The following is a 23,446-nucleotide window of genomic DNA, read 5'->3' on the forward strand; positions in this document are numbered from 1 at the left end:
CACCCGAACTAGACTTCACGGTACTGTGCCGCCCACCACATGCGCAGGACGCCAGGGAGTTCGATGAGGAATCCAATCCATCCGCCGGTTCCAGGCAGCGAGGCCGCGGAGCTGCTGCAAAAGCGCGCCCTGGCCAGCCACGAACGTCTCGACTCCTTGCGGTTCGGGGTGCCGGAAGGCGAAGAGATTTCCGGCCTCCGACGCCTGGTCCGCGAATCCTGGCAGCGTTCGGCAAGCCTGCAAGCCAATCCCGATGTCGCCGAGGCACCCCTCGCGATGGACCAGGATGAGCTGGAGGAGTATCGCAGGCAACATCCCCTGGCCACGATCATGCCCGTGATCAAGAAGCTGCTGGTCCAGCCCAGCCATGACAGCGGCCTGTTGGTGGCAGTGGGCGACGACGTCGGGCGGCTCTTGTGGGTGGATGGCGATCCCGTGATGCAGCGCCGTGCTGAAGGCATGATGTTCGTGGCCGGCGCGGACTGGTCCGAAGCTTCTGTGGGCACCAGCGCACCCGGGACTGCTCTGGCCTTGGACCGCAGCATCCAAATTTCCGGCGCGGAACACTTCAAGCGCTCCGTCCACCCATGGAGCTGCACCGCAGTACCTTTTCACGATCCCGATTCCGGTGCAGTGCTGGGCGTTGTGGATATCACCGGCACGGAAACCGCCGTTGCCCCGCACACACTTTCCTTGGTGGAGGCGACGGTTGCCGCAGCTCAGGCGCAACTGCGTATCGAGAGACTTCAGCTCGCTGCGGCCGTTAGGGAGAAACCACGACGCCGGAGCGCAGCCGCCGCCTCCAGCCACACGCTGTACCGGAACAGCCTCCAACTGTTGGGCCGCGACCAGGCCCTGCTGAGTATCGATGGACGGGCTGTTTCCCTGTCTGCCAGGCACAGCGAGATCCTGGCCATCCTCAGCAATCAACCCGGCGGGCTCAGCGCTGAAGACCTCTGCACCCAGCTCTATCCCGGTGACGGGTCCTCCGTGACGCTCCGGGCGGAAATGGTACGGCTGCGCAAGGTCCTGCACGAGCTCAGCCCGGACGCGGTCCCGGAGTCCCGTCCCTACCGTCTGCCCGTCGAGTTGCTGCCCGACTCCGGCCAGGTGCTCAGTTGCCTCCAACGCGGCGCCCACCGCATAGCCTTGGAAATCTACAAAGGTGCACTCCTGCCGCGCTCGGAGGCGCCCGGCGTCGTGCAGTTGCGCGAACGGGTTTCGCATCTGCTGCGCGAGGCGCTGCTCAGCGACGGCAGCGTTGACTCGCTCCTCAAGTACGCCGAGTTGCCCGAAGCGAAGTACGACGTCGACCTCCGCCTTGCGCTCCTGAAGCTGCTGCCGCCCCGCTCACCCAAGCGCGCCGCCGTCGTGGCCGACCTTGAGCGGATCGAAACGGAACTGAAAACGTGAGGTGACTCACACGGTTGCAACGTAGCTGCAACCTCCCCGCTCCTAGGCTCGGATCAACGGCGACAGCCACCGTGATTCGCAGCAAAGGAGCTAACAATGACCGTTTATGCACAGCCAGGTGCCGAGGGTTCGAAGGTCACTTTCAAGGACCGCTACGAAAACTGGATCGGCGGCGAATGGGTTGCCCCGGTCAAGGGCGCCTACTTCGAGAACATCACCCCCGTCACGGGCAAGGCTTTCTGCGAAGTTGCCCGGGGCACCGCTGAGGACATCGAGCTGGCGCTGGACGCCGCCCACAAGGTTGCACCCTCCTGGGGAAAGACCTCCGCCACCGAGCGCGCAGCGATTCTGAACAAGATCGCCGACCGCATTGATGAGAATGTGGAGCTCCTCGCAGTTGCGGAGACCTGGGACAACGGCAAGCCGGTCCGTGAAACCCTCAACGCCGATATCCCTTTGGCAGCCGACCACTTCCGCTACTTCGCCTCCGCCGTCCGTGCGCAGGAAGGACACCTCTCCCAGTTGGATGAGGACACCACCGCCTACCACTTCAAGGAGCCGCTGGGTGTGGTCGGCCAGATCATCCCCTGGAACTTCCCCATCCTCATGGCCGTCTGGAAGCTGGCCCCGGCGCTAGCAGCCGGCAACGCCGTGGTCCTCAAGCCCGCCGAGCAGACGCCGACGTCCATCCTGGTCCTCATGGAACTCATCGGCGACCTCCTGCCGGCCGGCGTGGTGAACGTCGTCAACGGCTTCGGTGTGGAGGCTGGCAAGCCGCTCGCTTCAAGCTCCCGGATCCGGAAGATCGCCTTCACTGGTGAAACCACCACCGGCCGCCTCATCAGCCAGTACGCGTCCAACAACCTCATTCCCGTCACCCTGGAACTGGGCGGCAAGAGCCCCAACATCTTCTTCGACGACGTCGCTGCCCAAGACGATGCCTTCTACGACAAGGCCCAGGAAGGCTTTACGCTCTTCGCCTTCAACCAGGGCGAGGTCTGCACCTGCCCGTCCCGCGCCTTGGTTCAGGAAGGCATCTACGACTCCTTCATGACGGACGTCGTGGCCCGAACCAACAAGATCATCCAGGGCAACCCGTTGGACACCGACACCCAGATTGGCGCCCAGGCTTCGAATGACCAGCTGGAGAAGATCCTGTCGTACATCGACATCGGAAAGCAGGAGGGCGCCAAGGTCCTTACCGGCGGTGCCCGGGCCGAATTGTCAGGTGACCTCGCCGGCGGCTACTACGTCCAGCCCACCATCTTCGAAGGCCACAACCGGATGCGGGTCTTCCAGGAGGAGATCTTCGGTCCGGTGGTGTCCGTGACCACGTTCAGCGACTACAACGACGCCATCGGCATCGCCAACGACACGCTTTACGGTCTTGGCGCCGGAGTTTGGTCGCGGAATGGAAATGTCGCCTACCGTGCAGGCCGGGAAATCCAGGCCGGCCGCGTGTGGGTCAACAACTACCACGCCTACCCGGCAGGTGCCGCCTTCGGTGGCTACAAGTCCTCAGGTATTGGCCGTGAGAACCACGCCATGATGCTGGACCACTACCAGCAGACCAAGAACCTCCTGGTCAGCTACAACGAGAACAAGCTCGGCTTCTTCTAAACCCGTCTTGCTCATCGATCAAAGGAGATCGTCAATGTCCACAACCATGCAAGCTGCAGTAGTTACGGAATTCGGATCCGACCTTACGGTCAAGGAAGTGGAAAGGCCGACGCCGGGTCCCGGCCAGGCGCTGGTCCGCCTCATCACGTCGGGGGTATGTCATACAGACCTGCACGCCGCCGAAGGCGACTGGCCGGTCAAGCCGACACCACCATTCATCCCCGGTCACGAGGGAGTCGGTGAAGTGGTGGTTTTGGGTGAGGGCGTCACTGACGTTGCAGTGGGCGACCTCGTAGGAAACGCCTGGCTGTGGTCCGCCTGCGGCGACTGCCAGTATTGCCGTACCGGTTGGGAAACGTTGTGCGAGTCCCAGCAGAACGGTGGTTACAGCGTGGACGGCTCGTTCGGCGAGTACATGCTGGTGGACACGCGCTTTGCCGCCCGCATCCCGGAAGGCTCGGACCCGGTGGAAGTTGCTCCGGTTCTGTGCGCGGGAGTCACCGTGTACAAGGGCCTGAAGATGACCGAGGCCAAGCCCGGACAATGGGTCACCATCTCAGGCATCGGCGGACTCGGGCATATCGCCGTTCAGTACGCAGTGGCCATGGGGCTCCGGGTAGCGGCTGTGGACATTGCCGACGACAAGTTGGCACTGGCCCGCGAACACGGTGCTGAACTAACGGTCAACGCACTGCATGAAGATCCGGCGGAGGTCATACAGCGTGAAACGGGCGGCTGCCACGGCGTCTTGGTCACCGCGGTCCACCCCTCGGCTTTCGGCCAGGCGATCGGCATGGCACGTCGCGGTGGAACGATCGTGTTCAACGGGTTGCCTCCGGGAGACTTCCCGGCGCCGATCTTCGAGATCGTCCTCAAGGGCCTCACGGTACGCGGCTCGATCGTGGGAACGCGGCAGGACCTTGAGGAAGCACTGGAGTTCTACGCCCAGGGAAAGATCAAGCCAACGGTCTCCACCCGGGAGCTTTCCGAAGTCAACGCGGTTCTTGATGAGATGAAGCACGCCAAGATCGACGGCCGAGTGGTTCTGAAGTTCTGATGGACTCCAACAGCTTGGAAGCCGCGGTGACGCTGCCGGGGGAAGATTTCTCCCGGGTGGCGCTCACCGCGGTGTCCGTGGAACTCCTCCGCAAACTCTGGGACCAGCATGGGCCACTCATGTTCCACCAGTCCGGCGGTTGCTGCGACGGCTCCGCGCCCATGTGCTATCCGGCGGGGGAGTTTCTGACCGGTGACTCCGATGTTCTTCTCGGCCGGTTCGATATCGGAAGCGGTGGAGACGCTCAGCCCTTGGAGTTTTGGATGTCCAAGGAACAGTTCAACTACTGGTCCCACACTCACCTCACAGTTGATGTGGTTCCAGGCCGCGGTAGTGGATTCTCAGTGGAATCACCGGAGGGCAAACGGTTCCTGATCCGTTCCACGCTCATGGACTGGGACGTTCCGAGTTTCTAACTGGTGTGACGGGGGCTACTTGTCCTCGTCACACCAGTCACACCCGTCACGGGGTTTCGTGGTTCGTCTCACTATCTGGGATAAATATGGCCGTCCAAGGGCCGGACACTATTCTTGATGAGTCCTATACCACCCCCATCCAGAATGTGGCATTTCTATGAACATTTTCAGGACCAAGTCGATCGAGCAGTCGATCGCCGATGCCGACGAGCCCGGGCGAAAGCTGAAGCGCAGCCTCAGTACCTGGGACTTGATGATCATGGGCGTCGCTGTTGCTGTCGGCGCCGGGATTTTCTCTGTGGGCGCCAAGGCTGCTGCAAACTTTGCCGGCCCGGCCGTCACCATCTCCTTTGCCATCGCCGCTGTCACGTGCGCGCTGGCCATCATGTGTTACGCAGAATTCGCCACGGCAATTCCCGTGGCAGGCTCCGCCTACGTGTTCACGTACGCCACCATGGGCGAGGTCCTCGCATGGATCATTGGCTGGAACCTCATCCTCGAACTTTTCACCGCCGCGGCCGTGATCGCCAAGTACTGGGGCATTTACCTCAGTACGGTCTTTGGCTTGATGGGCGTGGAAATGCCGCCGTCGGTCAGTGTGTTCGGCATTGACCTGTACTGGGGCGCCTTCCTGATCGTCGCGATCTTCACCGTGCTGCTGGTGCTGGGGACAAAGTTGTCCGCTCGCGTTGGCAACGTCTTCACTCTGATCAAGATCGCCGTGGTGCTCTTCGTGATCGTAGTGGGCTTCAGCTACGTGAAGTTCTCCAACTACACCCCCTTCATTCCCGCCTCGGAGCCCACCGATTCCGGTGCCGCCGACGTCATGAAGCAGTCCTTCTTCGGCTTCCTCACCGGCGCTGCCCCGGCCCAGTACGGCACCCTGGGTGTCTTCGCAGGTGCCGCCTTGGTGTTCTTTGCCTTCATTGGTTTCGATGTAGTGGCAACTTCCGCTGAAGAGGTCAAGAACCCGCAGAAGACCCTGCCCCGCGGTATCTTCGGTGGCCTTGCGGTAGTTACCCTCCTCTACATCCTGGTCTCCCTCGCACTGACCGGAATGGTGTCCTACACGCAGTTGGCCGAGGTAAAGAACCCCACCCTGACCACAGCTTTCGAAGCCGTGGGCAACACGGACGCCGCGAAGGTCATTGCCTTCGGTTCCCTGGTGGGCTTGACCACCGTGATCATGGTGCTGCTCATGGGCCTGTCCCGCGTGGTCCTGGCCATGAGCCGCGATGGGCTGCTCCCGCGCTCCCTCTCCAAGACCAGCGAGAAGCGCTCCACCCCGGCTCGGCTCCAGATCATCTGCGGTGCCGCAGTGGCCGTGGTTGCCGGCGTTACCAAGGTGGATCTGCTCGAGGAAATGATCAACATCGGAACGCTGTCCGCGTTCGTGATGGTGAGCCTAGGCATCCTGGTGCTCCGCAAGAAGCGTCCGGACCTCAAGCCTGCTTTCCGTGTCCCATTCGGCAAGGTCCTGCCGTGGGTTTCCGCAGTCCTGTGCTTCTACCTCATGACCAACCTTGCTGTTGAAACCTGGATCTTCTTCGCGATCTGGTTGGTCATTGGCATGGGCATCTACTTCGCCTACGGCCAGCGCCACTCACGGCTGAACGAGAAGTTCGCTGCGGCCAAGGCCTCCGTGAACGGCGAAACCACAGGCGGCCAGCCTCAGGGTGATGAGGACGAAGACAGCTACACCAAGGTCTAGACCAAGGTGAGCAGCTTGTCAGACAGCTGCGCGATATTGCTTCACGGGGTGCCCGGGAACCATCGGTTTCCGGGCACTCCGGCGTTACGGCGCAGCATGCAAACTGACCCACTCAACTAGCGGCCTCAGCACTTCCCAACGCGCAGCGATCCGGTCTTTGGCCGCAGGGGTGGAAAGCCAGTCCGGTTGCCCGACTTCCTCGCCGGCGGACAAGGACTTGTGCTTGAGCAGCTCAGCGCGTGGATGTTCTTTGTCGAAACCCCGGGGAACGGTCTTGAGTTTTTCACCCTCAACTGCGAAGCCTTCCGCGGCCACTGCGTCAACTATCTTCTGCAGCTTCAATCCACTGTCAGGAGCATCCACTGCTGCCCGGAAGCGGGCCAGCTGAGCTGGAGTGTGGGAGTGGTATCCGCCACCGATCAGCAGACCGTCCGCACTGATCTGGAGATAGAAGCCAACGCCCTCCTGTGTGGCGGCAAAGGCCCCTTGGGCGGTTTTATACGGTGACTTGTCCTGCGAGAACCGGATGTCCCTGTTGGGACGAAAAATCTTGGCAGGCCCGAACTGCGGCTCAAGCTCCGAAAGGAGAGCTGTCAGCGGTTCCTTCACCTCGGCGTCGTACGTTGCTTTATGCTCCAGCCACCACTCACGGTTGTTGTTCTCTTCAAGCTCGGAGTAGAAACGGAATGCGGCAGTAGGGATGCCTTCGAATGTGCTCATAGAAGGATCCTAGGGACGGCACACAGGCCCAGCCATAGCCGACGAGAGCTATGTGGAAAACAAAAAGAACACCCCGCCGCGGAGATGATCCGCAACGGAGTGTTCCTGGAAATGCAGTAGAGCGGCGACGCTTAGAGCTTGTTGGCTGCTTCGGCGTCGGACTCGGTCTGGCCTGCACCGAGGTTGGCGCGGAGCTTGGCGCCGAGCTCGGAGTCAACGTTGGTCCAGTACTGGATGGCGCGTTCCTTGATGTCGGCGTTCTTCACGCCGCCTACAGCACCGGTGATGGTGTCCAGGAGGCGGGCCTTGGCGGCGTCATCGTAGACCTCGCGGTACAGGGTACCGGCCTGGCCGAAGTCGTCGTCCTCAGCGTGCAGGGTGTGGGCGGAGAGGGTGAGCTCACCGTCGTTCTCCCAGCCACCGGCAGGCGAAGTGGGCTCAACGGCAGCCGGGCCACCCACCGAGTTGGGTGCGTACACCGGGGTGGAGGGGGAGTTGAACAGGAAACGACCCTGTCCGTCCTGGCTGTAGTTGTTGACCTGGTTCTTGGGCTGGTTCACCGGGATCTGTGCGTGGTTGGTGCCCACGCGGTAGCGGTGTGCATCGGCGTAGGAGAAGATGCGGGCCTGCAGCATCTTGTCCGGGGAAGCGGCAATACCCGGGACGAAGTTCGACGGCGCGAAGGTGGCCTGCTCGATCTGCGCGAAGTAGTTCTCCGGGTTCTTGTTCAGCTCCATGGTGCCCACGTGGATCAGCGGGTAGTCCGCGTGCGGCCAGACCTTGGTGAGGTCGAACGGGTTGAAGCGGTACGTCTTGGCGTCCTCGTAAGGCATGACCTGGACGTGCAGTTCCCAAGAGGGGAAGTTGCCGTCGGCAATGTTCTCCTGGAGGTCGCGGATGTAGAAGTCCGCATCCGAGCCGGCAAGCTCTTCAGCCTGGTCACCGGTGATGGTCTTGACGCCCTGGTTGGACTTGAAGTGGTACTTGGCCCAGAAACGCTCACCGGCGGCATTGATCCACTGGTAGGTGTGCGAGCCGTAGCCCTGCATTTCGCGCCAGGAAGCCGGGAGGCCGCGGTCGCCCATGAGCCAGGTGACCTGGTGAGCGGATTCGGGGGAGAGGGTCCAGAAGTCCCACTGCATGTCAGCGTCACGCAGGTGGCTGCCCGGGAGGCGCTTCTGGGAGTGGATGAAGTCCGGGAACTTGATGCCGTCGCGGATGAAGAAGACGGGGGTGTTGTTACCAACGAGGTCGTAGTTGCCCTCGGAGGTGTAGAACTTCACGGCGAAACCGCGGGGGTCACGCCAGGTGTCGGGAGAACCGTTCTCGCCTGCGACGGAGGAGAAACGGATCAGCATGTCCGTCTCGACGCCCGGCTGCAGGAAGGCCGCCTTGGTGTAAGCCGAAACGTCCGAGGTGGTCTTGAACGTACCGAATGCGCCGCCACCCTTGGCGTGCACTACACGCTCCGGAACCCGCTCGCGGTTGAACTGTGCGAGCTTTTCCACCAGGTAGTGGTCGGTCAGGATGATGGCACCGTCAGCGCCGACGGACTTCGAGTGCGCGTCGGAGGTAACGGGGGCACCTGACTGAGTTGTTGAAATGGCAGTCATTGTTCTCCTTTTTCTTATTTCTGAGTTACGGAAGTTACGGGAAGCTGTTGTTTGGACTGGCAGTCCTGGCAGATGCCTTGGTACAGGACATCTGCGATCTGGATGGTCATGGGCTTGGAATTCTCATCCCAATGCGGGGTGAGGCACGGAGCGTGGCCCACGGCGCAATCCACATCCTCCACCTTGCCGCAGCTGATGCAGACGGCGTGATGGTGGTTGTCACCCACCCGGGTTTCGTAAAGTGCGGGCGAATGCGGGGGTTCGAAGCGTCGCAGCATCTGCAGGTCCGTGAGGTCGCTGAGCACTACGTAAACGGACTGCGCCGTCAGTTCAGGCAGCTCTTTGCGGGCAGCGGCAAGAATGCCTTCTGCCGGAGAGTGCGGATGGTGCTGGACCGCGGCGAGCACTGCCAACCGCTGTTTGGTCACACGACGGCCGTGGGCATGCAGGGCGGCGGCCCATTCTGCTTGTTCGGCGGTGTGATCTGTCATGCATTCATTGAAGCACTTATTTTGAGGAGTTCACAATAAGGCAAGGCTAACTTCTGGTGAACGAAGCAATCCTTCCAGTGGATTCACGTCCTCACCGGCCGATCGGGCCAGCGCATGGACCCGCAGCGGGGTACCTGCTGTCTCGGATTCGACGGCCACGCAACTGAATCCGCTGAGACCGCCAGCCAGGGGGAGCGCTGCCAGTGCCGACCCCATCGCCAGCAATTCCGCCGGCTGGATGTCACGAACGGACGCCACAGCCCGGACAGGTTCAATCACCGTATGGCGGGGTCCTGCGTCCACGGCCCGCACCAGCGGACCAGAGTCGAGAACGGGCTCGACGGCGACACCCGCCTCGCGTCCGGAACCAACCGAGGACCCGCGCCGGCTTCGCCGCAGCGCCTCGCGGACCGCCGCATCGGTTGCTTCCAGATCGTGGTCCGATTCCCCGATGCGACGGTGCGCCGGCAGCGATAACTGGCGTCCCGGCGTCGTGGTTTCTCCGACCCAGCGCCCGAAGAGGTGGAACGTCGGCGTTGAGGACTCAGCCACGGGCTCACCTATGGCGGAGCCAAGTGGGTGCCAGCGGTGGGCGAACATCACCGCGCAGCGGGTTGCACCCAGTACGTCATGGAGGGCGGCGCGTAAAAGGTTGTGGCAGAAAAGCCAGTCGGACGCTGAAGCCTGCACGAATTCGGTGGACGGGTCGGACAGCCGGATCAGTAGGTGCCCAGCCGTGAGGGGATGGCGTGGCCGGGCGATTTCCCAGAACCCCGAACGGTACAGCAATCGTCGCTCCAAGCCCATGCCAACTCCTTCTCCGGGGTGAGCCTACCAAGCTGGAGCGTCGCGGCGGGAGGTCGCTGCAAGGCTCGTAAGGTGGGACGGTGGCGAAATTACTGGCTGACATCACCCCCTTGAAGGAGAGCCCCGCTTTTCGGCGACTCTGGATGGGGGCATCAGTAGCTGCCATCGGCACCCAGTTGACCTTGGTGGCTGTCAGCCTGGAGGTTTATCGGCTCACTCAGGAGAGTTTCCATGTGGGCCTTCTGGGAATCTTTGCGCTGATTCCCTTGGTCATCGCCGGACTCTATGGGGGCTCCATTTCGGACGCCTACGATCGCCGCAAGGTTGCCCTCATTGCCTCACTGGTCCTTTGGGCAACCACGGCCGGACTGGCTTTGCAGGCATGGCTGCAGATTGGCAACATCTGGCTCCTTTACGCACTCGTGGCCATCCAAAGCGGAGCCCAGGGCATCAATGGCCCCGCCCGCAGTGCCATCATCCCTCTCCTGGTCCGCAAGGATCTGCTTCCCGCTGCCAACGCCCTGAGCATGCTGACGTTCGGTCTGTCCATGACCGCCGGGCCGCTCCTGGCAGGCGTGCTCGTGGCCACCATCGGCTTCGGTTGGACATACACCATTGACGTCATCAGCTTCACGTTCGCACTGTGGGGGCTCTTCAAACTCCCACCTCTCCCGCCGTCCAAGGATGCTGTTCGGCCAGGGCTGCGCTCCGTGGTGGAGGGCTTCCGATTCCTCGGTACCCGGCCCAACGTCCGTATGACCTTCATCATCGACCTCATCGCCATGATCTGTGCCCAGCCCCGGGCTTTGATGCCCGCCATCGGGGCGGTGATGATCGGCGGAGGCGAAACCACAGTGGGTGTGCTGCTCGCCTCAACGGCTGTAGGAGCCTTCCTCGCCGGCCTCTTTTCCGGGCCCTTGGGGCGGGTTCGCAAGCAGGGCAGTGCCGTGGTGTGGTCGGTGATTGGCTGGGGTGCGTCCATTGCCGGCTTCGGCCTGGTGGTGCTGCTGGCCGGGGATGCCGGCCGCGATGGTGTCACGCCCTGGTTGATACCTGCTGCGCTGTGTTGTGCCCTTGCTGGTATCTCTGACTCCGTCAGTGCAGTCTTCCGCACTACCATCCTCCAGTCAGCTACGCCGGACCATATGAGGGGGCGACTCCAGGGTGTGTTTATCGTGGTGGTGGCCGGAGGGCCCCGGGTAGGGGACATGCTGGCCGGTGGTGTCAGCCAATTCCTGAGTGAAGGCGGAGTGCTGCTCCTTGGGGGCCTTCTCTGCATCCTTGTTGCATGGTTTGCCTCGCGAATGCAGCCCGGATTCGTCGCGTACGACGCCAAACACCCGGTGCCCTGACTCTTCGGCCACCCGCCATCGTAGGCTGACAGCGGAACACGACGAGCGGCGTCGGCGTTAATCCGTACAGAACCCCTGCAAGAGCCGACGAAAGCGACAAGAACAACCGTGCATAAACACAACAATGGACTCAAGACCGCGGCGCTCTTCGGTGTGCTGTGGGCGGTGTTGTTGGGTTTGGGCGCCATTATCGCGGCCGGGACGCGCAGCACCACGCCCATCTGGATTATGGCTCTGATTGGTGTGGCCACTACGGCGTATGGCTACTGGAACAGCGACAAGATCGCCATCCGTTCCATGGCCGCTTACCCGGTTACCGAGGCACAGGCACCGCAGCTGTACCAGATCGTCCGGGAGCTGTCCGCACGCGCCAACAAGCCCATGCCGAGGATCTATCTCTCGCCCACCATGACGCCCAACGCCTTCGCTACGGGCCGCAATCCCAAGAATGCCGCCGTGTGCTGCACCGAGGGGATCCTGCACCTTCTGGATGCCCGTGAGCTCCGGGGGGTCCTGGGGCATGAGCTGATGCACGTGTATAGCCGCGACATCCTGACCTCGTCGGTCGCTGCTGCCGTGGCCGGTGTCATTACGTCCGTTGGGCAGATGCTGCTGATCTTTGGCAGCGGCGACCGGCGCAATGCCAACCCGCTGGCCACCATCGCAATGGCCCTGCTGGCGCCCTTCGCAGCATCACTGATTCAGATGGCCATCTCCCGGACCCGTGAGTTCGACGCCGATGAGGACGGTGCCGAGCTGACGGGCGATCCGCTGGCACTCGCCTCAGCCCTGCGCAAGATCGAGTCCGGCGTGAGCCAATTGCCGCTCCCTCAGGACCAGAAGCTCGTCAACGCCTCGCATCTCATGATTGCCAACCCGTTCCGTGGCGGCGGCATGCGACGCATGTTCTCCACGCACCCGCCCATGAAGGAACGGATCGGCCGGCTGGAACGGATGGCAGGCCACCCGCTGCTGTAACTGGCTTTAACGTCGGTGGCCCGCTTTTCCGTTGGCCAACAACGGAAAAGCGGGCCAGCGACGGATACGCGGGAACTAGCTGCGGAAGTTCACGAACTGCCGAATGCTGATTGCGCATTGTTGCCTGACGTTGTTAGACGCGAGATTCCGGGGTTCAGGCGGTTGGCCGCGTTGGGCCGAAGTTGGGTTTTTGCGGACCTCTTGCGGACTCGTTGCGGACTGGGCCATAGGATGCTGCCATGACGACAGAGGACGTATTTCAGCCCGAACAGGTCTTTACGGTCACGCAGGTGGCGGAATGGCTCCAGATCAGCAACAACCAGGTGACCTCCCTAGCTAAGCGTGATGGCTGGCCGCACATGAAAGTCGGTAACCGACTGCGCTTCACTGCATCCCAGTTGAAGGAAATTGGTGAGCTGCTCAAGGCTCCAGTGCCCGTGACGAATGAACCGCGGCAAAAGGTCGGTGACCTGTCTAGGCAAAGCCGTAGCGCGAGGTAGCCGTTAATGGGGAAGGGGCCCGTGACACCACATCACGGACCCCTCAAAGCATTTCTTCAAACCACCACGTTTGAACTGCTATTAGATTAACAGAAATGCAGACTAGCGCAAGTCCACTGCTGTTCTATCTGCAAAAATGTGCATCGCCTCGATAATCCGGGCCGGGCTCCAAGTCTTCAAACGGGGAGCGCGCAATACGCCGGCACGGTCCTCCGCGTTCAGTTCGGCCATCATCTTCTGCAACCCATCACGATCAAAGGGTTTTAATCGGTGGCTGCTCCGGTTAATATTCGGACCATGAGGAAAATTTGGGGGCTTATCCTGCTTGCATCTATCGGTCTGACGGGATGTTCATCCACAGGCAGTGAGTCCGCGCCGGTCGTGTCTACGGCTGTCACAGCCACACCAACGCCCACTCCGACTGCCACAGTCGCCCAGTTTGCGAGCATCATCACAGAACGTGAAGAAGCCTGGAGGGAGTACGAAGAAAACATTGTGGCCTGCGCCTTGGCGTCGATAGGGGACACTGCGATTGATTTCGCCAAGCGGACCACCTGCGGGTACACGGTGAGCACGGTTGCCTTGACAGCGAAACAAGCCGCTGTGCAAATCCGAAAGCTACCTGCTCCACCTGCCGAATTGCAGAGCCTTGTCGCACGTACGCTTACCAACTTGGATGTTCTGGCGAAGAACCCGGCGCCGACAGCGTGTGAGGACAAACAGAGCGAAGCGTGCGACGCTGCAATAACTCAGGCTAATGGGGAAATAAGACCGTTGATCACCGTTCTTGACGCGTGGAAGCCCTACACGCGATGAACGCATATCGGCCCGAGGCGACGGCCCGGCCCTACCGTATTACACCCCCCGAGACCCCACCTGGCCGGGAGTTGTTCAACGGCCAGCGCCCCGATGCCGCCGATACGGCCTTCACCCCTCGGAAGAAATCATGCCGTGACGATCTTACTTGGTGGTGGGACCCGTACTGGTGCTTGCTTCCTGCCTGTCCAATTCCTTGTAGATTTCGTGCTGATCCCCAGCGACGCAGGCGCTGTTCATCTCCAGGCTGGAGCCTTTGATGTTTGCGTAGTAGGACAGAAGGTGTCCGCCGTTCTCGTTGGCGTAGAGGCGGATGAGGCCCGGGTCCCGGGGGTTGGTTTCGGTACGGGTGGTGAAGCCCTTGGATTCCCAGAACGTTTTGACCACGTTTACTGATGCTTCCAGATCCACGGGGTCAGGCGTTTGGGTCAGGATGCTGTAGTTCACGCCGTCTTGCCCGTCGGATGTTCTGCAATCCATGTTTCGAGTGCCCTTATCGACCCATTTCTGGGGTCCGATAGCTTTTTGGGTTTCGGTTTTGAAGGCGTGGAGGTCCGCGAGGGCTTGTTTGAGTTCTTCGACCTGGGCTTTGACGGTTGCAGGGTCGCTGGGATTGGCTGAGCCGGTCATAGGGTTCTCCATGGTGGGTGTGCAGGCGCTAAGTGCAACGGCCGCGCAGACTAACGCGGCGAGTATGCGGCTGGTCTTTAGACGGGCTTTGGGTTCATGGGGCATATGGCTCACTCTTCCTGAGTTGTTCAACGGCCAGCAAATCCCGCCGGCGGCGATAGGGGTCGTGCGCCTGGCAGGATCTGGTCTCCGTTGCCGGTTGTTGTTAGGGCAGCTTCATGCAGGGCCATGGTGTCCTGATCGAGGTATCCGTAGCCATCGCGGGCATCTTTGTGTACCAGCGTGTTGTGTTCTGTGGTGCCTTGATACTGGGTCCCGTCGATCGTGACCTCTTCTGAAGAGAACACTTTCGCGTCGAAGGATTCCATGCGCGGGTCCTGGCGGTGGAAACGACCCAGATCAGCTAGTCCGTCGCCTGCGGCTTCGGTGGTGTAGACCTGCCCGGCGGGCACGTGAAGTTCTCCGGTGTTCTGGATCTCTTTTTCTATTCCGGCGGAGCCGAGCATCGTGAAGGAAGCGACGTTCAATTTCGCGGCGGCAAGGGCGTTGGACGTCACGGTGGTGCCGTATGAATGGGCCAGTACGTGCAGGGTCTCCGGGGTCCTGTTACCCAAACCCTCTCTGACGGCGTTGAACCCCTGAAGGTCTGCGACGAACCGGTCGGCGCCGGCCCGGGCGGCATCGCCGCTGTTCACGGTCGGAACAGTGGGCGGTTCATAGTTGATCCACGCCACCACCGCGAAGGTCTCGTTCTCGGAAAGCAGCTGCTGGTGCCGCTGGAGGTTCGCGGCGTTTTTCGCCCAGTCATTGAAGCCGCTTTGAGGGGTGATGAGCATGCCGGACACAGCGTAGGTAACGTTGTCAGCTGTGTCGGGGTTACCCGCAGAGACCTGCGCCTTCGGTGAGCCGTGGGTCAGATCGAAACCCAGCAGGACAGCTTTGGTTCCGCCCGCGTTCCTCAGTGCGTCGGTGATGCCGTCCAGTGCTTTTTGTTGGGTTTGCAGCAGTGTCCAAGCCGGGTTGGTAATGGACATGCCTTGGCTGGCGGGCAGGAGTTGAGGCGTTTTGGCGAGTTCGGCGTTGATGCGGTCCTGCTCGGTGATGAGGCGTTTGCGGTTGGCGAGGTTCCGGGCGGTCGCGGTGACGCCGTTCAGGTTCCCGATGACCCCGGGGAGGGCTTCGATCAGGAGCAACTGACTGATGCCGGGTTCAATTGCCCCGTTGACGATTGTGTGGCCGAGCCCGGCCCACCACTTGGCTGTCACGACGGAGTCCAGCCCTGGTTGGCTGAGGAGCCCCTGAAGTCGGTCTTTGTTCGCAGGGGCGGCGAGCCAGGCTTTTAGTTGATCGGCGTTCAGGGCCCCGATGTCGTTCAAACTCACTTGCCCGGGTGATGCGTGCTGTATGAGGGCGCTGTTGAGCATAGTGTCGGCCATGGAACCGCTGCCGGCTGTTTCGAATGCCGCGGCGATCTGCTCAAGCCAAGTCGCGTCAGCGGCGTTCTCAGTCAGCAGTTGCTCGAAGCCGGACACGAACGTGACACTGCCGCTGTTCACCCATGAACACGCTGCTGTGAATCCGCTCCACGCGTTCCGGATTCTCCCCAGCTCCGCGTCCAGGGTGTTCGCGGAGGCGCGGGACTGGGACACGAACCCGCGCAGCTTTCCAGGGTCCGCCGAGCTAGTTCCGCCTCCCGATCACCGGCGAACCGGGCCCGGTCGCGTGCGGAAAACACCGCTGAAATCGTTGGTGGCGCGACCGGCCATTCCATGGGCATCGGATCGCTCGCCACGCTCTGGAAAGTCTGAAAGTGTTGTTCACGGGCATCGGCGCGTTGCCGCCAGGCGGTGAGTTTCTTTAGCCGGGACTTCTCCTCCTGCGCTTTGAGCTTTGCTTGCCGGACGTCCTCAGCCAACGCTGCGAGAACCCCGGCAAGCCTGGCGCGGTCATCAGCCCTGATGGCACAAGCCTGGGTGAATAGCTGCGCGTATCCGCCTTTGAAGTCCTCCACGGCATGATCCATGGTCCCGTCCAGGAACCCACCCTCGCCACGCAGAACCTGATCCGCTGAATCAGCAGCACTGATCACAGCGTCGGCAGCGCCATCATCAAAGACGATCCCGACGGCAGCGCTGTCATCAAAGGTAAAACTCATGCCCGTCCCCCATAAAGCGAACAATAAATCCAACGATTAGCATAACCCATGGAAGCGCACCAACGGACTCCACAGCTACAGGACTTTAGGATGGATAAATGCCCGACGAAATCAATAAGCGCCGATTCCTGACGATTGAGCAGGTCGCGGAGGAACTCGCAACCAGTGAGGTGCAGATCCGCGCCATGCTCAAGACGGGACAACTGAAGGGAATCCAAATCGGTGGCGCAACGTCTGGCGTATCGGCCGGCAAGACCTTGAAGACTTCATCCAGGACGCCTACCGACAAGTCAACGAACGAATCGCTGCGGGGAAACTCAATGAGAACGAAGCGACGGGGGAAAGCGCATGAGCACGGTGGCACACACCCAAACGGCTCTTCCATCTGATTCCGCCCAAGAGCCCAAAGAGAAGAAGACGATGTGGCTATGGGCCGTGTTCGCTCTTGGATTCATGTTCTCGGTTCTCGTGGTGGGCGGTCTCATGTGGGCATTCACTGCTTACCAAACAGGCAATTGGTTCTTTTGGGAAGCGGGCCCGCCGCTGAATTCCGACGCCTTGTTTGGAGTCATACGGAATGCCGTGACTGTAGCAGCAGCGCTAGGTGTCGGAATTACCCTCTTCTTCTCCTACAGGAAGCAACGAACGGCTGAGTTGACCCACCGCATATCCGCCGAGGCTCAAAGGACAGCTGCACAGGCTTTGCATCTCACCGCGAAACATCATGGTAATGACCTGACCAAAGGGATGCGCGAACGGTTCAGCAAAGCGGCGGAACACCTGGGCAGCGCGAATGCTTCTCTGGCAATCGCTGGTGCGCATGCTCTGGAGGCACTCGCGGCCGAATGGCATGACGCGGGCAACTTCAGGGAACGTCAGAATTGCATTGATCTACTATGCGCTTACCCGATGATCGCAGCGCAGCATACAGAGCAGAAGGGATTCCAGATAGCCCCTGTGAGGTCAGCGGTTGCCACTAGGGTATTCGCCCACTTGGCTCGGAACCTCCAGCCGCGGGATTACTGGGCCGTCAAGATTGACATGAAGAACCCTGGTTTCATGGACGTTTTGTCAGACCTGTATATCGATGGAGCCTATGTCGATTTTCGAGACCTGACCCCCGGCGAAGAGCATGGCTACTTTAAGCACCTAGAGATCGTACGAGGCACGCTCGACCTTGGATCGATGGACCTAGACCGTGCGCAGCTCTACTTCTACAAGAGCCGTTTTAGCGGTGGCCAGGTGTCGGTGGGGCTGAGGGACGAGCACCCTGCAGTAGGCTCGATTGAGTTCCGCGAATGTGATTTCGAGGGCGCCGACTTCAGAGTGCCATATGTTCGCAGCCGAGAGTTCTCCATAACCTTCTATAACTGCACCTTCAAAGGTGGAACGTTCTTCGATGAGAAAACGGCGCCCAGGAGTCTGTCATTCTATGAATGCAATTTCCAAGGACAAGTGTTCCCCACCGAATCAGGCTCATGGCTTGAGCGGATGGCGGTGCGTATTGATGCCGAAACGACTTTCGCAGATGGAGTGCCCGTGCTTTGCTCCGAAGTTGATTCGCTAGCATGACATCAGGCACAGTCGAAACGTGGGGGATGTCGTTCATTGGTCAGCTAGAGTCGCAGGCATGACCTTCAATCCGCTACATGCCACGGGCCTGGTTTTCCTCAAGGATGACAAAGGTGAGTTCTCCTTTTCCGGGTCCTGTTTCCTTTTTCGTGAGGACAACGTTGTACTCACTGCCGCGCATTGCGTACCGGAGTCAGTGTCTACAGTCATCGTGCATTTTCCATATGGACAGCGGGAGATGCTGGTGCAAGAAATCCACCGCCACCCCAGCGCGGACGTGGCGCTCCTAATTTGCGGGGAGCAATATGCTTTCAGGACCACGAGCGGATATCCGGAGACGGCCTTTTGGGATGGAGTCGCAAACTATTCGCTGGGCGAAGAGTTTCATGCTTTTGGTTACCCATCAGAGGGGCCAGCGTTCAACGCAGCGGCGGTACCTACGCCCCGGTTTTTTGCCGGTCACTATCAGCGATTTTTCCCATACGAAAGTCATGACGGATTCAAGTACTTTGCAGGGGAACTGAGCATACCCGCCCCGGGAGGCCTGAGCGGGGGGCCAATCTTTAGACCGGGGGCTCAGCCAATGATTACGGGACTCGTGACGGCGAATGCTGAGACATATGCCATAACTGACTCAATCGACGACGTCTTGAGCGATGGCACGAGATACAGGCAGGAGTCCAGACGCGTTCTCGCCTACGGCGTCGCTCTGATGTTGTCCGATGTCATTCAGTGGCTGCATCTGACTACTCCAAACCCTACGGCGAGAGGCTGGGTGCTGAAGGACCCCGTAACCGGCGACGATCCAACAACCAGGGTTGAAGACGAGGTCTAAGACCGGCAGGCCAGTGCTCAACATTGATGACGGAAGATGCGCCACTGGCCACCTAATTAGCTAGCCGCAGCCACGCGAACACCTAGACCAACTGGGCTAGCATCGTGGAATGACTAGTGACCCCGTGCATGATCGCCTGTTCGCTGCTGAGAAGGACTCGAAGGACCATCTCGATTCTCTTTTGAAGGAGAAGGGAGACAGTCTAGGGATTGAATCAACGACGGAGGTCGTACCTGTAGAACCTGGGGATTCGGAAATCATCGACACCACCGATGAACACCACGAAGCCCGACTCCAAACTCAGGTGCATGACGCCATCGAGTGGGGTATGAGCCCGGAGGGTGGGCAGGGAGAGGGGACCTAGGGGCCTACCCCCGGGTCTAGCCTGCTGGTCTGATGACGGGAAGGGCACTGTCGCTCTTCTTTGAGTTGCAGCTACGGTGCATTGCTTTGAGGTCCTGTTTGTACAGGTGTCCGCCGTTGTTCACTGCTTCGGGGTGGTCTGCTGTGAAGGACATGGCGTCTGTCTTGGGCAGTGTGTAGTCGATGGGTTTGCCGCACCATGTGCAGTCTTCGCCGCGGCGTTTGAGTGCTGCTTGTTTGCGTCGGTATGCGCGGTGTCCGCGTCCATCTCGTGGGGAGCTCATGAATACTGACCTCCTGCTTGGTGTGGTGATCTACTTTGCTAGGCCGCGGTCCTCGATGGTTGGTCGGCATGCGTTTCGATCAGTGGAGTAGTGCGGATTCGAAGCGCTGCTTTGCCGCCACTAATGCGCCTTCGTGTTGCCGCTCCCAATTGAGCGCCTACTCCGGCCGGCGTCGTCACGACAAGCGGCGGTGTCCGTGACGCTGGACTGCAGGCTTTCAAGTGGGGATGCTAGGGGTGCAAGTAGGTTTGATCCACTGGAATAAGACGAAGCGGTTCCTCGATTAGGAGCGGCCTCCCTGGAAGCCGGTGGATCTTGCCCTCCGCTAGAACCGTTCGTGCTGATCGCATCCAATCTAAGCAGTCGGACACTTCGCGCTCCCGAATACGAACACGGATTTCGGCCGGGCGCCCGTTCCTAATGGTCTGGATAGCAACTTCTCCAAATCTGCTATCAGGAACATGGCGCACCTCAACGATCGGGCCCGTGATCGACTGCTGCACGCGAGGGCTGGGCGCCTTCAATAGCTTGGAGGTTTCCTCCAGGACTTCCGTAGCCTCATGTGGGATCTCGACACTTCCTCCGGCTGAACTAGGCGGAGTAGTGCTGCTTGCCCAATCGAACTCGGCCGTGAACGCCGAAACTGACGGGCTGCTGACTACCTCAATCAGCGTTGTCTTTGGCCCAGGCTGCCATGGCTTCTGTGACGGGGAAGTTTTCTGGGCAGGATGTTTTCCTTTTTGGCGGGTCTATCTTTTTATCTTCGTAAGAAGATGTAGCTGTAGTAGTAGCTGTAGTAGTAGGCAGGGGGTCGGCCTGACCGGCGTTTAGGGTAAACGCAGGGCTAAGGGTGGGGGTAACTGCTTGGCTAAAGTCGGCCATATCCGTACCCTTGCCCTTGACCAGGGCCATGACTTTCTCTTGCCTAAACGCTGCCCATTCGGGGAACTCAGAGCGGAGCCTCTGCAGCTCATAGGTCACGATTTCGCGGATCCTCTTAGAGGCAACGGAGCCGTAGGCGTTGACCATCGAGATAGATAGCTTCGGCTGCTTGAGAAGCCCGTCGTGACGCATGAAGGAGCGGATAAGGATTTCCTCTGTGCCTTCGTCAATGAAGACGAATCGCTTCGCCTGAAGAGCTTCGGCAGTCGCTTGGATGCCTTCACGGGTTGCGTCGGATGCCATCGCTGAAAGGCGCGCCGTTCGCCAGTCCACGACCCCGACGTAGTTCAGATCTGGATGCGTAGAGAGGAGCCAGTACAGGTGCTGCTCCGCGATCGAAAGATCCCGCCAGTCCTGATCTGTGTGGATCGAAGTGTTGATGTTCGCCCTATCTCGTGCCACTACGCGCCGCCGTCCGCGAGGATGCGCTCCACGAAACTGACAGGGCGCCCCAATCCGGCCGCGATTTCAGGCGTGGTGAGTCCCGCTCGACGGGCGTTACTGATGTGGTGCTGGAAGGTGTGCGGGCGGGTTTGGGGATCCTTCCGGGCCGCAATCAGTAGGTCCATGGCAATGAGCTGGAGTGTAGAGGGCTGCGACGGGGGTTTCCGCATCTTGAATCGCTCTTCTTTCGGAACGTGGGGACTGGGCAGCTAGTGAGCGGTGCGCTGAGTGTGAGGATCTGGCCCCCGGCTTATGCCGGGGGCCAGATCCTCACGCGCTAGGCCGTTGACTTTGGCGGTTCTCCCGGCAGTTCGGTGAGTTGTTCCTGTGTCGAGTTGAACGCTGCGGCGACGGTGCGGCGCGTTAGTTCCTCGATGCTGATTTCCTTCACGCCGCCGTACCCGTAGGTGTGGGCCTGTAGGAGTCCGCGGATTGGTGCCGCTGACCATTCGGAGCGAATGGTCACTATGAAAGCGGCAAGCTTGGTGGCTTGCTCCTGCGTCATGCGGCGGACGGTTGGTGCGGTGTCTACGGTGCTGTTCATTAGAGGCCTTTGTTTAGTTCATGTGGTGTGGTGGTGGTTTGGTGGTGCGTCCCGTTGTGTTCCCTCCCCAGAGAACAGCGCGGGGGATCTCTGTCAGCTTGGTGGGCTGACAACTGTGAAAGCTAGCTAACTCCCTAGGGTTAGCCGACGCTAAGCGGCGCTTTGCTCGAATGCTTGGTTGATGTAGCTGTTGATATCTGCCTCGCGAAATAATCGCCGGCCACCAATTTTGGCGGAAGGGGGCGCAGTGCCGTTGTGAATCATCCACCGCAATTGAGACTCCGTCTTCCGCAGGCGGGCCGCGGTCTCTCCCAGCGTGAGCAGGGTGGCGATAGCAAATGTCATGTTGAACCTCCCTTTATAAGGAACCCTTGTGACTCCTCATCTGATTCCATTATGATCATTGTTCCTTGTTGTCGTCAACTATGGATTCTTGTAGGGTGTGAATCATGGCGACAAGAGATGAGCAGATCGGTCAAAACATCGTGCGATTGCGAGGTGATCGGTCACAGCAGTGGGTAGCAGATCGCATGCGCGAAAAGGGTTGGAAGTGGGCGCAGGCAACTGTATGGAACGTTGAAAAGGGAGAACGTCCTTTGCGCCTAGCGGAGGCCGAGGACTTGGCAGAGATTCTCGCCGTCAGAGTCGAGCGAATGACGTATTCAGATGTGCGCCTGAATGTCTCAATCGCCCTGGACAAGGTAGGTGGAACCTACCAGGCACTCGGGGATGCAACACTCGCTTTCCTTAAGGCTCAAAATGGTCTCGCTCTCAAGGCTGATTCTGCTGCACTTTTGGGCGAAGACTTAGACGTTGAGCTCATAGAGGATTGGTTGCAGCAACTACCCGAGTCAGTCATTGAGGATGCAAAATTCAAAGCTGATGAGAATGCCCGTGAGAGTAGCTGGCAGGAGATGCATGACCTCGGATTCGACTCCATGAGTCAGTTGGATAAGCACCACTTGGACGAGGCGGTCGCTGCGGGATTCGATTCTCACGCCGCTTACCAACGCTCCCTTATCTCTCACATGAAGTTCATGAATATTTTGGACCGGAGTCGCAATGGCGAGCATTAAGAAGCGTGACAATGGCTCCGGGCGAGCCCGATACAGGGATGGCGCTGGAAGAGAGCACGCTCGGCACTTCCAACGAAAGATAGAGGCTCAGCGTTGGCTCGATGAGGTGACAGCCTCGGTTGTCACTGGACGATATGTGGATCCGAAGGCCGGGAAGATCACCTTTGCTCAGTGGTTTGAGCAGTGGGCGGCCGCGCAGGTTTGGGCCACTGGTACAAAGTCGAAGGCTGAGCAAGCGTTGGCTGCGGCGACGTTCCGAGATTCCCCGATCCGGTCAATTCTTCCGTCGCAGGTCCAGGCTTGGGTCAAGGGCTTGTCTGCCAGGCTGGCGCCGGCCACCGTGAAGGTTTACTACAACATCGTGAGCTCTGCTTTCCGTGCCGCGGTTACGGACAAGGTGATCGCAGAGAATCCTTGTGTGGGGGCGAAGCTGCCCCGTGAGCGTCGTCGGGAAGCGGCGATGACCATTCCGACGCCTGAGCAGCTCGGGAGTGCGTTGAAGGTCGCTCCGGATTGGTTTGCCCCGTTCATTTCTGTGTGTGCTTTCGCGGGTCTGCGCCTGGGCGAGGCAGCCGGCTTGCAGCTAGGGGATGTGGACTTCCTGCGCCGGACGATAAGCGTCTCCCGACAGATCCAGGGGAGCACTAAAGCGGAAGCCGAAGTTGTCCCGCCGAAGCACGGCTCAGAGCGGGTCGTTTACGTGGCGGAAGAGCTGATCCAGGACCTTGCGCAGCATGTTCAGAAAGTCGGCGTCATCGGCAAGGAGCAGTGGCTATTCGGGTACGGAGGGGCGTACTTCAATCGCAACTCCGCCGCCGACCGCTGGAAGCAAGTTCGAGAGGCATCCGGCATAGGCGCGTTCACACTTCACGACTTGCGGCACTTCTACGCGTCAGGGCTTATTGCTGACGGCTGTGACGTTGTGACCGTGCAGCGGGCTCTCGGGCACGCGGCGCCGTCGATCACGCTGAATACCTATTCCCACTTGTGGCCGACTGCTGAAGACAAAACGAGGACCGCAGGATCAAGGCTGATCGCTGCGGTCCTCGGAGATTCTGCGGACTCTGTGCGGACTACCGGAGCAAGCGCCCAGTAATCACGCGGTCA

26 protein-coding genes are annotated in these 23,446 nt (G+C 60.2%); 14 read left to right on the plus strand and 12 right to left on the minus strand.

Annotated features, from left to right (window positions below):
• Positions 1–63: 63 nt before the first annotated feature.
• From AC0J5Z_RS08175 to AC0J5Z_RS08195, 5 genes are all read left to right on the plus strand, one after another.
• Positions 64–1,413: a GAF domain-containing protein gene (locus AC0J5Z_RS08175; RefSeq protein ID WP_475038633.1), complete on the plus strand. Its 1,350-nt coding sequence runs from the start codon at positions 64–66 to the stop codon at positions 1,411–1,413.
• Positions 1,414–1,509: 96 nt separating this feature from the next.
• A complete protein-coding gene (exaC, locus tag AC0J5Z_RS08180; RefSeq protein ID WP_475038634.1) occupies positions 1,510–3,033 on the plus strand; it encodes an acetaldehyde dehydrogenase ExaC in 1,524 nt (507 codons plus the stop codon).
• Positions 3,034–3,067: 34 nt separating this feature from the next.
• Positions 3,068–4,090 carry an alcohol dehydrogenase AdhP gene (gene adhP, locus AC0J5Z_RS08185; RefSeq protein ID WP_475038635.1) on the plus strand — a complete coding sequence of 341 codons (1,023 nt, stop codon included), beginning with the start codon at positions 3,068–3,070 and terminating at the stop codon, positions 4,088–4,090.
• Positions 4,090–4,506, plus strand: a complete 417-nt coding sequence (locus tag AC0J5Z_RS08190) for a DUF779 domain-containing protein (protein ID WP_475038636.1) — start codon at positions 4,090–4,092, stop codon at positions 4,504–4,506. The genes adhP and AC0J5Z_RS08190 overlap by 1 nt, the downstream gene beginning before the upstream one ends.
• A gap of 157 nt (positions 4,507–4,663) precedes the next feature.
• Positions 4,664–6,217, plus strand: coding sequence for an APC family permease (locus AC0J5Z_RS08195; protein ID WP_475038637.1), 1,554 nt, complete (start codon positions 4,664–4,666; stop codon positions 6,215–6,217).
• 84 nt (positions 6,218–6,301) lie between these two features.
• Here the strand turns inward: AC0J5Z_RS08195 and AC0J5Z_RS08200 are convergent, their stop codons facing one another.
• The 4 genes from AC0J5Z_RS08200 to AC0J5Z_RS08215 form a co-directional block, all read right to left on the minus strand.
• Positions 6,302–6,937 carry a DUF2461 domain-containing protein gene (locus AC0J5Z_RS08200; RefSeq protein ID WP_475038638.1) on the minus strand — a complete coding sequence of 212 codons (636 nt, stop codon included), beginning with the start codon at positions 6,935–6,937 and terminating at the stop codon, positions 6,302–6,304.
• 131 nt (positions 6,938–7,068) lie between these two features.
• A complete protein-coding gene (locus AC0J5Z_RS08205) occupies positions 7,069–8,550 on the minus strand; it encodes a catalase (RefSeq protein ID WP_475038639.1) in 1,482 nt (493 codons plus the stop codon).
• 14 nt (positions 8,551–8,564) lie between these two features.
• Positions 8,565–9,041 carry a Fur family transcriptional regulator gene (locus AC0J5Z_RS08210; protein WP_017199873.1) on the minus strand — a complete coding sequence of 159 codons (477 nt, stop codon included), beginning with the start codon at positions 9,039–9,041 and terminating at the stop codon, positions 8,565–8,567.
• A gap of 30 nt (positions 9,042–9,071) precedes the next feature.
• A complete protein-coding gene (locus tag AC0J5Z_RS08215) occupies positions 9,072–9,848 on the minus strand; it encodes a hypothetical protein (RefSeq protein ID WP_475038640.1) in 777 nt (258 codons plus the stop codon).
• Between the two features lie 80 nt (positions 9,849–9,928).
• Between AC0J5Z_RS08215 and AC0J5Z_RS08220 the strand changes: the two genes are divergently transcribed.
• The 3 genes from AC0J5Z_RS08220 to AC0J5Z_RS08230 all read left to right on the plus strand — a co-directional run bounded on the left by AC0J5Z_RS08220 (position 9,929) and on the right by AC0J5Z_RS08230 (position 12,678).
• The gene (locus AC0J5Z_RS08220; protein WP_475038641.1) at positions 9,929–11,200 is read left to right on the plus strand and encodes an MFS transporter; all 1,272 of its coding nucleotides are present in this window, start codon (positions 9,929–9,931) and stop codon (positions 11,198–11,200) included.
• 108 nt (positions 11,201–11,308) lie between these two features.
• Positions 11,309–12,178 carry a zinc metalloprotease HtpX gene (htpX, locus tag AC0J5Z_RS08225; RefSeq protein WP_475038642.1) on the plus strand — a complete coding sequence of 290 codons (870 nt, stop codon included), beginning with the start codon at positions 11,309–11,311 and terminating at the stop codon, positions 12,176–12,178.
• 239 nt (positions 12,179–12,417) lie between these two features.
• Complete coding sequence (locus AC0J5Z_RS08230; RefSeq protein ID WP_475038643.1) at positions 12,418–12,678, plus strand: helix-turn-helix domain-containing protein; 261 nt, start codon at positions 12,418–12,420, stop codon at positions 12,676–12,678.
• A gap of 960 nt (positions 12,679–13,638) precedes the next feature.
• Here the strand turns inward: AC0J5Z_RS08230 and AC0J5Z_RS08235 are convergent.
• The 3 genes from AC0J5Z_RS08235 to AC0J5Z_RS08245 form a co-directional block, all read right to left on the minus strand.
• Entirely contained in the window at positions 13,639–14,124 is a 486-nt protein-coding gene (locus AC0J5Z_RS08235; RefSeq protein ID WP_475038644.1) for a hypothetical protein, read from the minus strand.
• Positions 14,125–14,252: 128 nt separating this feature from the next.
• Positions 14,253–15,680, minus strand: a complete 1,428-nt coding sequence (locus AC0J5Z_RS08240; protein WP_475038645.1) for an alpha/beta hydrolase — start codon at positions 15,678–15,680, stop codon at positions 14,253–14,255.
• A complete protein-coding gene (locus AC0J5Z_RS08245; RefSeq protein ID WP_475038646.1) occupies positions 15,677–16,279 on the minus strand; it encodes a hypothetical protein in 603 nt (200 codons plus the stop codon). The genes AC0J5Z_RS08240 and AC0J5Z_RS08245 overlap by 4 nt, the downstream gene beginning before the upstream one ends.
• Before the next feature lie 98 nt (positions 16,280–16,377).
• Between AC0J5Z_RS08245 and AC0J5Z_RS08250 the strand changes: the two genes are divergently transcribed.
• From AC0J5Z_RS08250 to AC0J5Z_RS08265, 4 genes are all read left to right on the plus strand, one after another.
• A complete protein-coding gene (locus AC0J5Z_RS08250) occupies positions 16,378–16,668 on the plus strand; it encodes a hypothetical protein (RefSeq protein WP_475038647.1) in 291 nt (96 codons plus the stop codon).
• On the plus strand, positions 16,628–17,851 hold the full coding sequence (locus tag AC0J5Z_RS08255; protein WP_475038648.1) for a hypothetical protein: 1,224 nt from the start codon (positions 16,628–16,630) through the stop codon (positions 17,849–17,851). The genes AC0J5Z_RS08250 and AC0J5Z_RS08255 overlap by 41 nt, the downstream gene beginning before the upstream one ends.
• A gap of 58 nt (positions 17,852–17,909) precedes the next feature.
• Complete coding sequence (locus AC0J5Z_RS08260; RefSeq protein ID WP_475038649.1) at positions 17,910–18,686, plus strand: S1 family peptidase; 777 nt, start codon at positions 17,910–17,912, stop codon at positions 18,684–18,686.
• Positions 18,687–18,795: 109 nt separating this feature from the next.
• Positions 18,796–19,050: a hypothetical protein gene (locus AC0J5Z_RS08265; protein ID WP_475038650.1), complete on the plus strand. Its 255-nt coding sequence runs from the start codon at positions 18,796–18,798 to the stop codon at positions 19,048–19,050.
• Between the two features lie 16 nt (positions 19,051–19,066).
• On the opposite strand, the gene AC0J5Z_RS08270 is transcribed toward AC0J5Z_RS08265, so the two are convergent.
• From AC0J5Z_RS08270 to AC0J5Z_RS08290, 5 genes are all read right to left on the minus strand, one after another.
• Entirely contained in the window at positions 19,067–19,333 is a 267-nt protein-coding gene (locus tag AC0J5Z_RS08270; RefSeq protein ID WP_475038651.1) for an HNH endonuclease, read from the minus strand.
• Positions 19,334–19,996: 663 nt separating this feature from the next.
• Positions 19,997–20,518, minus strand: coding sequence for a hypothetical protein (locus AC0J5Z_RS08275; RefSeq protein ID WP_475038652.1), 522 nt, complete (start codon positions 20,516–20,518; stop codon positions 19,997–19,999).
• Between the two features lie 158 nt (positions 20,519–20,676).
• Entirely contained in the window at positions 20,677–20,889 is a 213-nt protein-coding gene (locus tag AC0J5Z_RS08280) for a hypothetical protein (protein ID WP_475038653.1), read from the minus strand.
• 107 nt (positions 20,890–20,996) lie between these two features.
• Positions 20,997–21,263, minus strand: coding sequence for a hypothetical protein (locus AC0J5Z_RS08285; protein WP_475038654.1), 267 nt, complete (start codon positions 21,261–21,263; stop codon positions 20,997–20,999).
• A gap of 150 nt (positions 21,264–21,413) precedes the next feature.
• The gene (locus AC0J5Z_RS08290) at positions 21,414–21,608 is read right to left on the minus strand and encodes a helix-turn-helix transcriptional regulator (RefSeq protein ID WP_475038655.1); all 195 of its coding nucleotides are present in this window, start codon (positions 21,606–21,608) and stop codon (positions 21,414–21,416) included.
• 104 nt (positions 21,609–21,712) lie between these two features.
• Between AC0J5Z_RS08290 and AC0J5Z_RS08295 the strand changes: the two genes are divergently transcribed.
• Both AC0J5Z_RS08295 and AC0J5Z_RS08300 read left to right on the plus strand, forming a co-directional pair.
• The gene (locus tag AC0J5Z_RS08295; RefSeq protein ID WP_475038656.1) at positions 21,713–22,339 is read left to right on the plus strand and encodes a helix-turn-helix domain-containing protein; all 627 of its coding nucleotides are present in this window, start codon (positions 21,713–21,715) and stop codon (positions 22,337–22,339) included.
• Positions 22,340–22,445: 106 nt separating this feature from the next.
• Positions 22,446–23,435, plus strand: coding sequence for a tyrosine-type recombinase/integrase (locus AC0J5Z_RS08300; protein WP_475038657.1), 990 nt, complete (start codon positions 22,446–22,448; stop codon positions 23,433–23,435).
• Positions 23,436–23,446 lie beyond the last annotated feature (11 nt).

Source organism: Paenarthrobacter sp. TRD_SC_7, from assembly GCF_056156245.1.

What these genes read in the sequence shown, in the direction of transcription:
- AC0J5Z_RS08175 (WP_475038633.1), top strand. Translation starts at nt 64, where the DNA reads ATGAGGAATCCAATCCATCCGCCGGTTCCAGGCAGCGAGGCCGCGGAG.
- exaC (WP_475038634.1), top strand. Translation starts at nt 1,510, where the DNA reads ATGACCGTTTATGCACAGCCAGGTGCCGAGGGTTCGAAGGTCACTTTC.
- adhP (WP_475038635.1), top strand. Translation starts at nt 3,068, where the DNA reads ATGTCCACAACCATGCAAGCTGCAGTAGTTACGGAATTCGGATCCGAC.
- AC0J5Z_RS08190 (WP_475038636.1), top strand. Translation starts at nt 4,090, where the DNA reads ATGGACTCCAACAGCTTGGAAGCCGCGGTGACGCTGCCGGGGGAAGAT.
- AC0J5Z_RS08195 (WP_475038637.1), top strand. Translation starts at nt 4,664, where the DNA reads ATGAACATTTTCAGGACCAAGTCGATCGAGCAGTCGATCGCCGATGCC.
- AC0J5Z_RS08200 (WP_475038638.1), bottom strand. Translation starts at nt 6,937, where the DNA reads ATGAGCACATTCGAAGGCATCCCTACTGCCGCATTCCGTTTCTACTCC.
- AC0J5Z_RS08205 (WP_475038639.1), bottom strand. Translation starts at nt 8,550, where the DNA reads ATGACTGCCATTTCAACAACTCAGTCAGGTGCCCCCGTTACCTCCGAC.
- AC0J5Z_RS08210 (WP_017199873.1), bottom strand. Translation starts at nt 9,041, where the DNA reads ATGACAGATCACACCGCCGAACAAGCAGAATGGGCCGCCGCCCTGCAT.
- AC0J5Z_RS08215 (WP_475038640.1), bottom strand. Translation starts at nt 9,848, where the DNA reads ATGGGCTTGGAGCGACGATTGCTGTACCGTTCGGGGTTCTGGGAAATC.
- AC0J5Z_RS08230 (WP_475038643.1), top strand. Translation starts at nt 12,418, where the DNA reads ATGACGACAGAGGACGTATTTCAGCCCGAACAGGTCTTTACGGTCACG.
- AC0J5Z_RS08235 (WP_475038644.1), bottom strand. Translation starts at nt 14,124, where the DNA reads ATGACCGGCTCAGCCAATCCCAGCGACCCTGCAACCGTCAAAGCCCAG.
- AC0J5Z_RS08245 (WP_475038646.1), bottom strand. Translation starts at nt 16,279, where the DNA reads ATGAGTTTTACCTTTGATGACAGCGCTGCCGTCGGGATCGTCTTTGAT.
- AC0J5Z_RS08250 (WP_475038647.1), top strand. Translation starts at nt 16,378, where the DNA reads ATGCCCGACGAAATCAATAAGCGCCGATTCCTGACGATTGAGCAGGTC.
- AC0J5Z_RS08255 (WP_475038648.1), top strand. Translation starts at nt 16,628, where the DNA reads ATGAGCACGGTGGCACACACCCAAACGGCTCTTCCATCTGATTCCGCC.
- AC0J5Z_RS08260 (WP_475038649.1), top strand. Translation starts at nt 17,910, where the DNA reads ATGACCTTCAATCCGCTACATGCCACGGGCCTGGTTTTCCTCAAGGAT.
- AC0J5Z_RS08265 (WP_475038650.1), top strand. Translation starts at nt 18,796, where the DNA reads ATGACTAGTGACCCCGTGCATGATCGCCTGTTCGCTGCTGAGAAGGAC.
- AC0J5Z_RS08270 (WP_475038651.1), bottom strand. Translation starts at nt 19,333, where the DNA reads ATGAGCTCCCCACGAGATGGACGCGGACACCGCGCATACCGACGCAAA.
- AC0J5Z_RS08275 (WP_475038652.1), bottom strand. Translation starts at nt 20,518, where the DNA reads ATGGCATCCGACGCAACCCGTGAAGGCATCCAAGCGACTGCCGAAGCT.
- AC0J5Z_RS08280 (WP_475038653.1), bottom strand. Translation starts at nt 20,889, where the DNA reads ATGCGGAAACCCCCGTCGCAGCCCTCTACACTCCAGCTCATTGCCATG.
- AC0J5Z_RS08285 (WP_475038654.1), bottom strand. Translation starts at nt 21,263, where the DNA reads ATGAACAGCACCGTAGACACCGCACCAACCGTCCGCCGCATGACGCAG.
- AC0J5Z_RS08290 (WP_475038655.1), bottom strand. Translation starts at nt 21,608, where the DNA reads ATGACATTTGCTATCGCCACCCTGCTCACGCTGGGAGAGACCGCGGCC.
- AC0J5Z_RS08295 (WP_475038656.1), top strand. Translation starts at nt 21,713, where the DNA reads ATGGCGACAAGAGATGAGCAGATCGGTCAAAACATCGTGCGATTGCGA.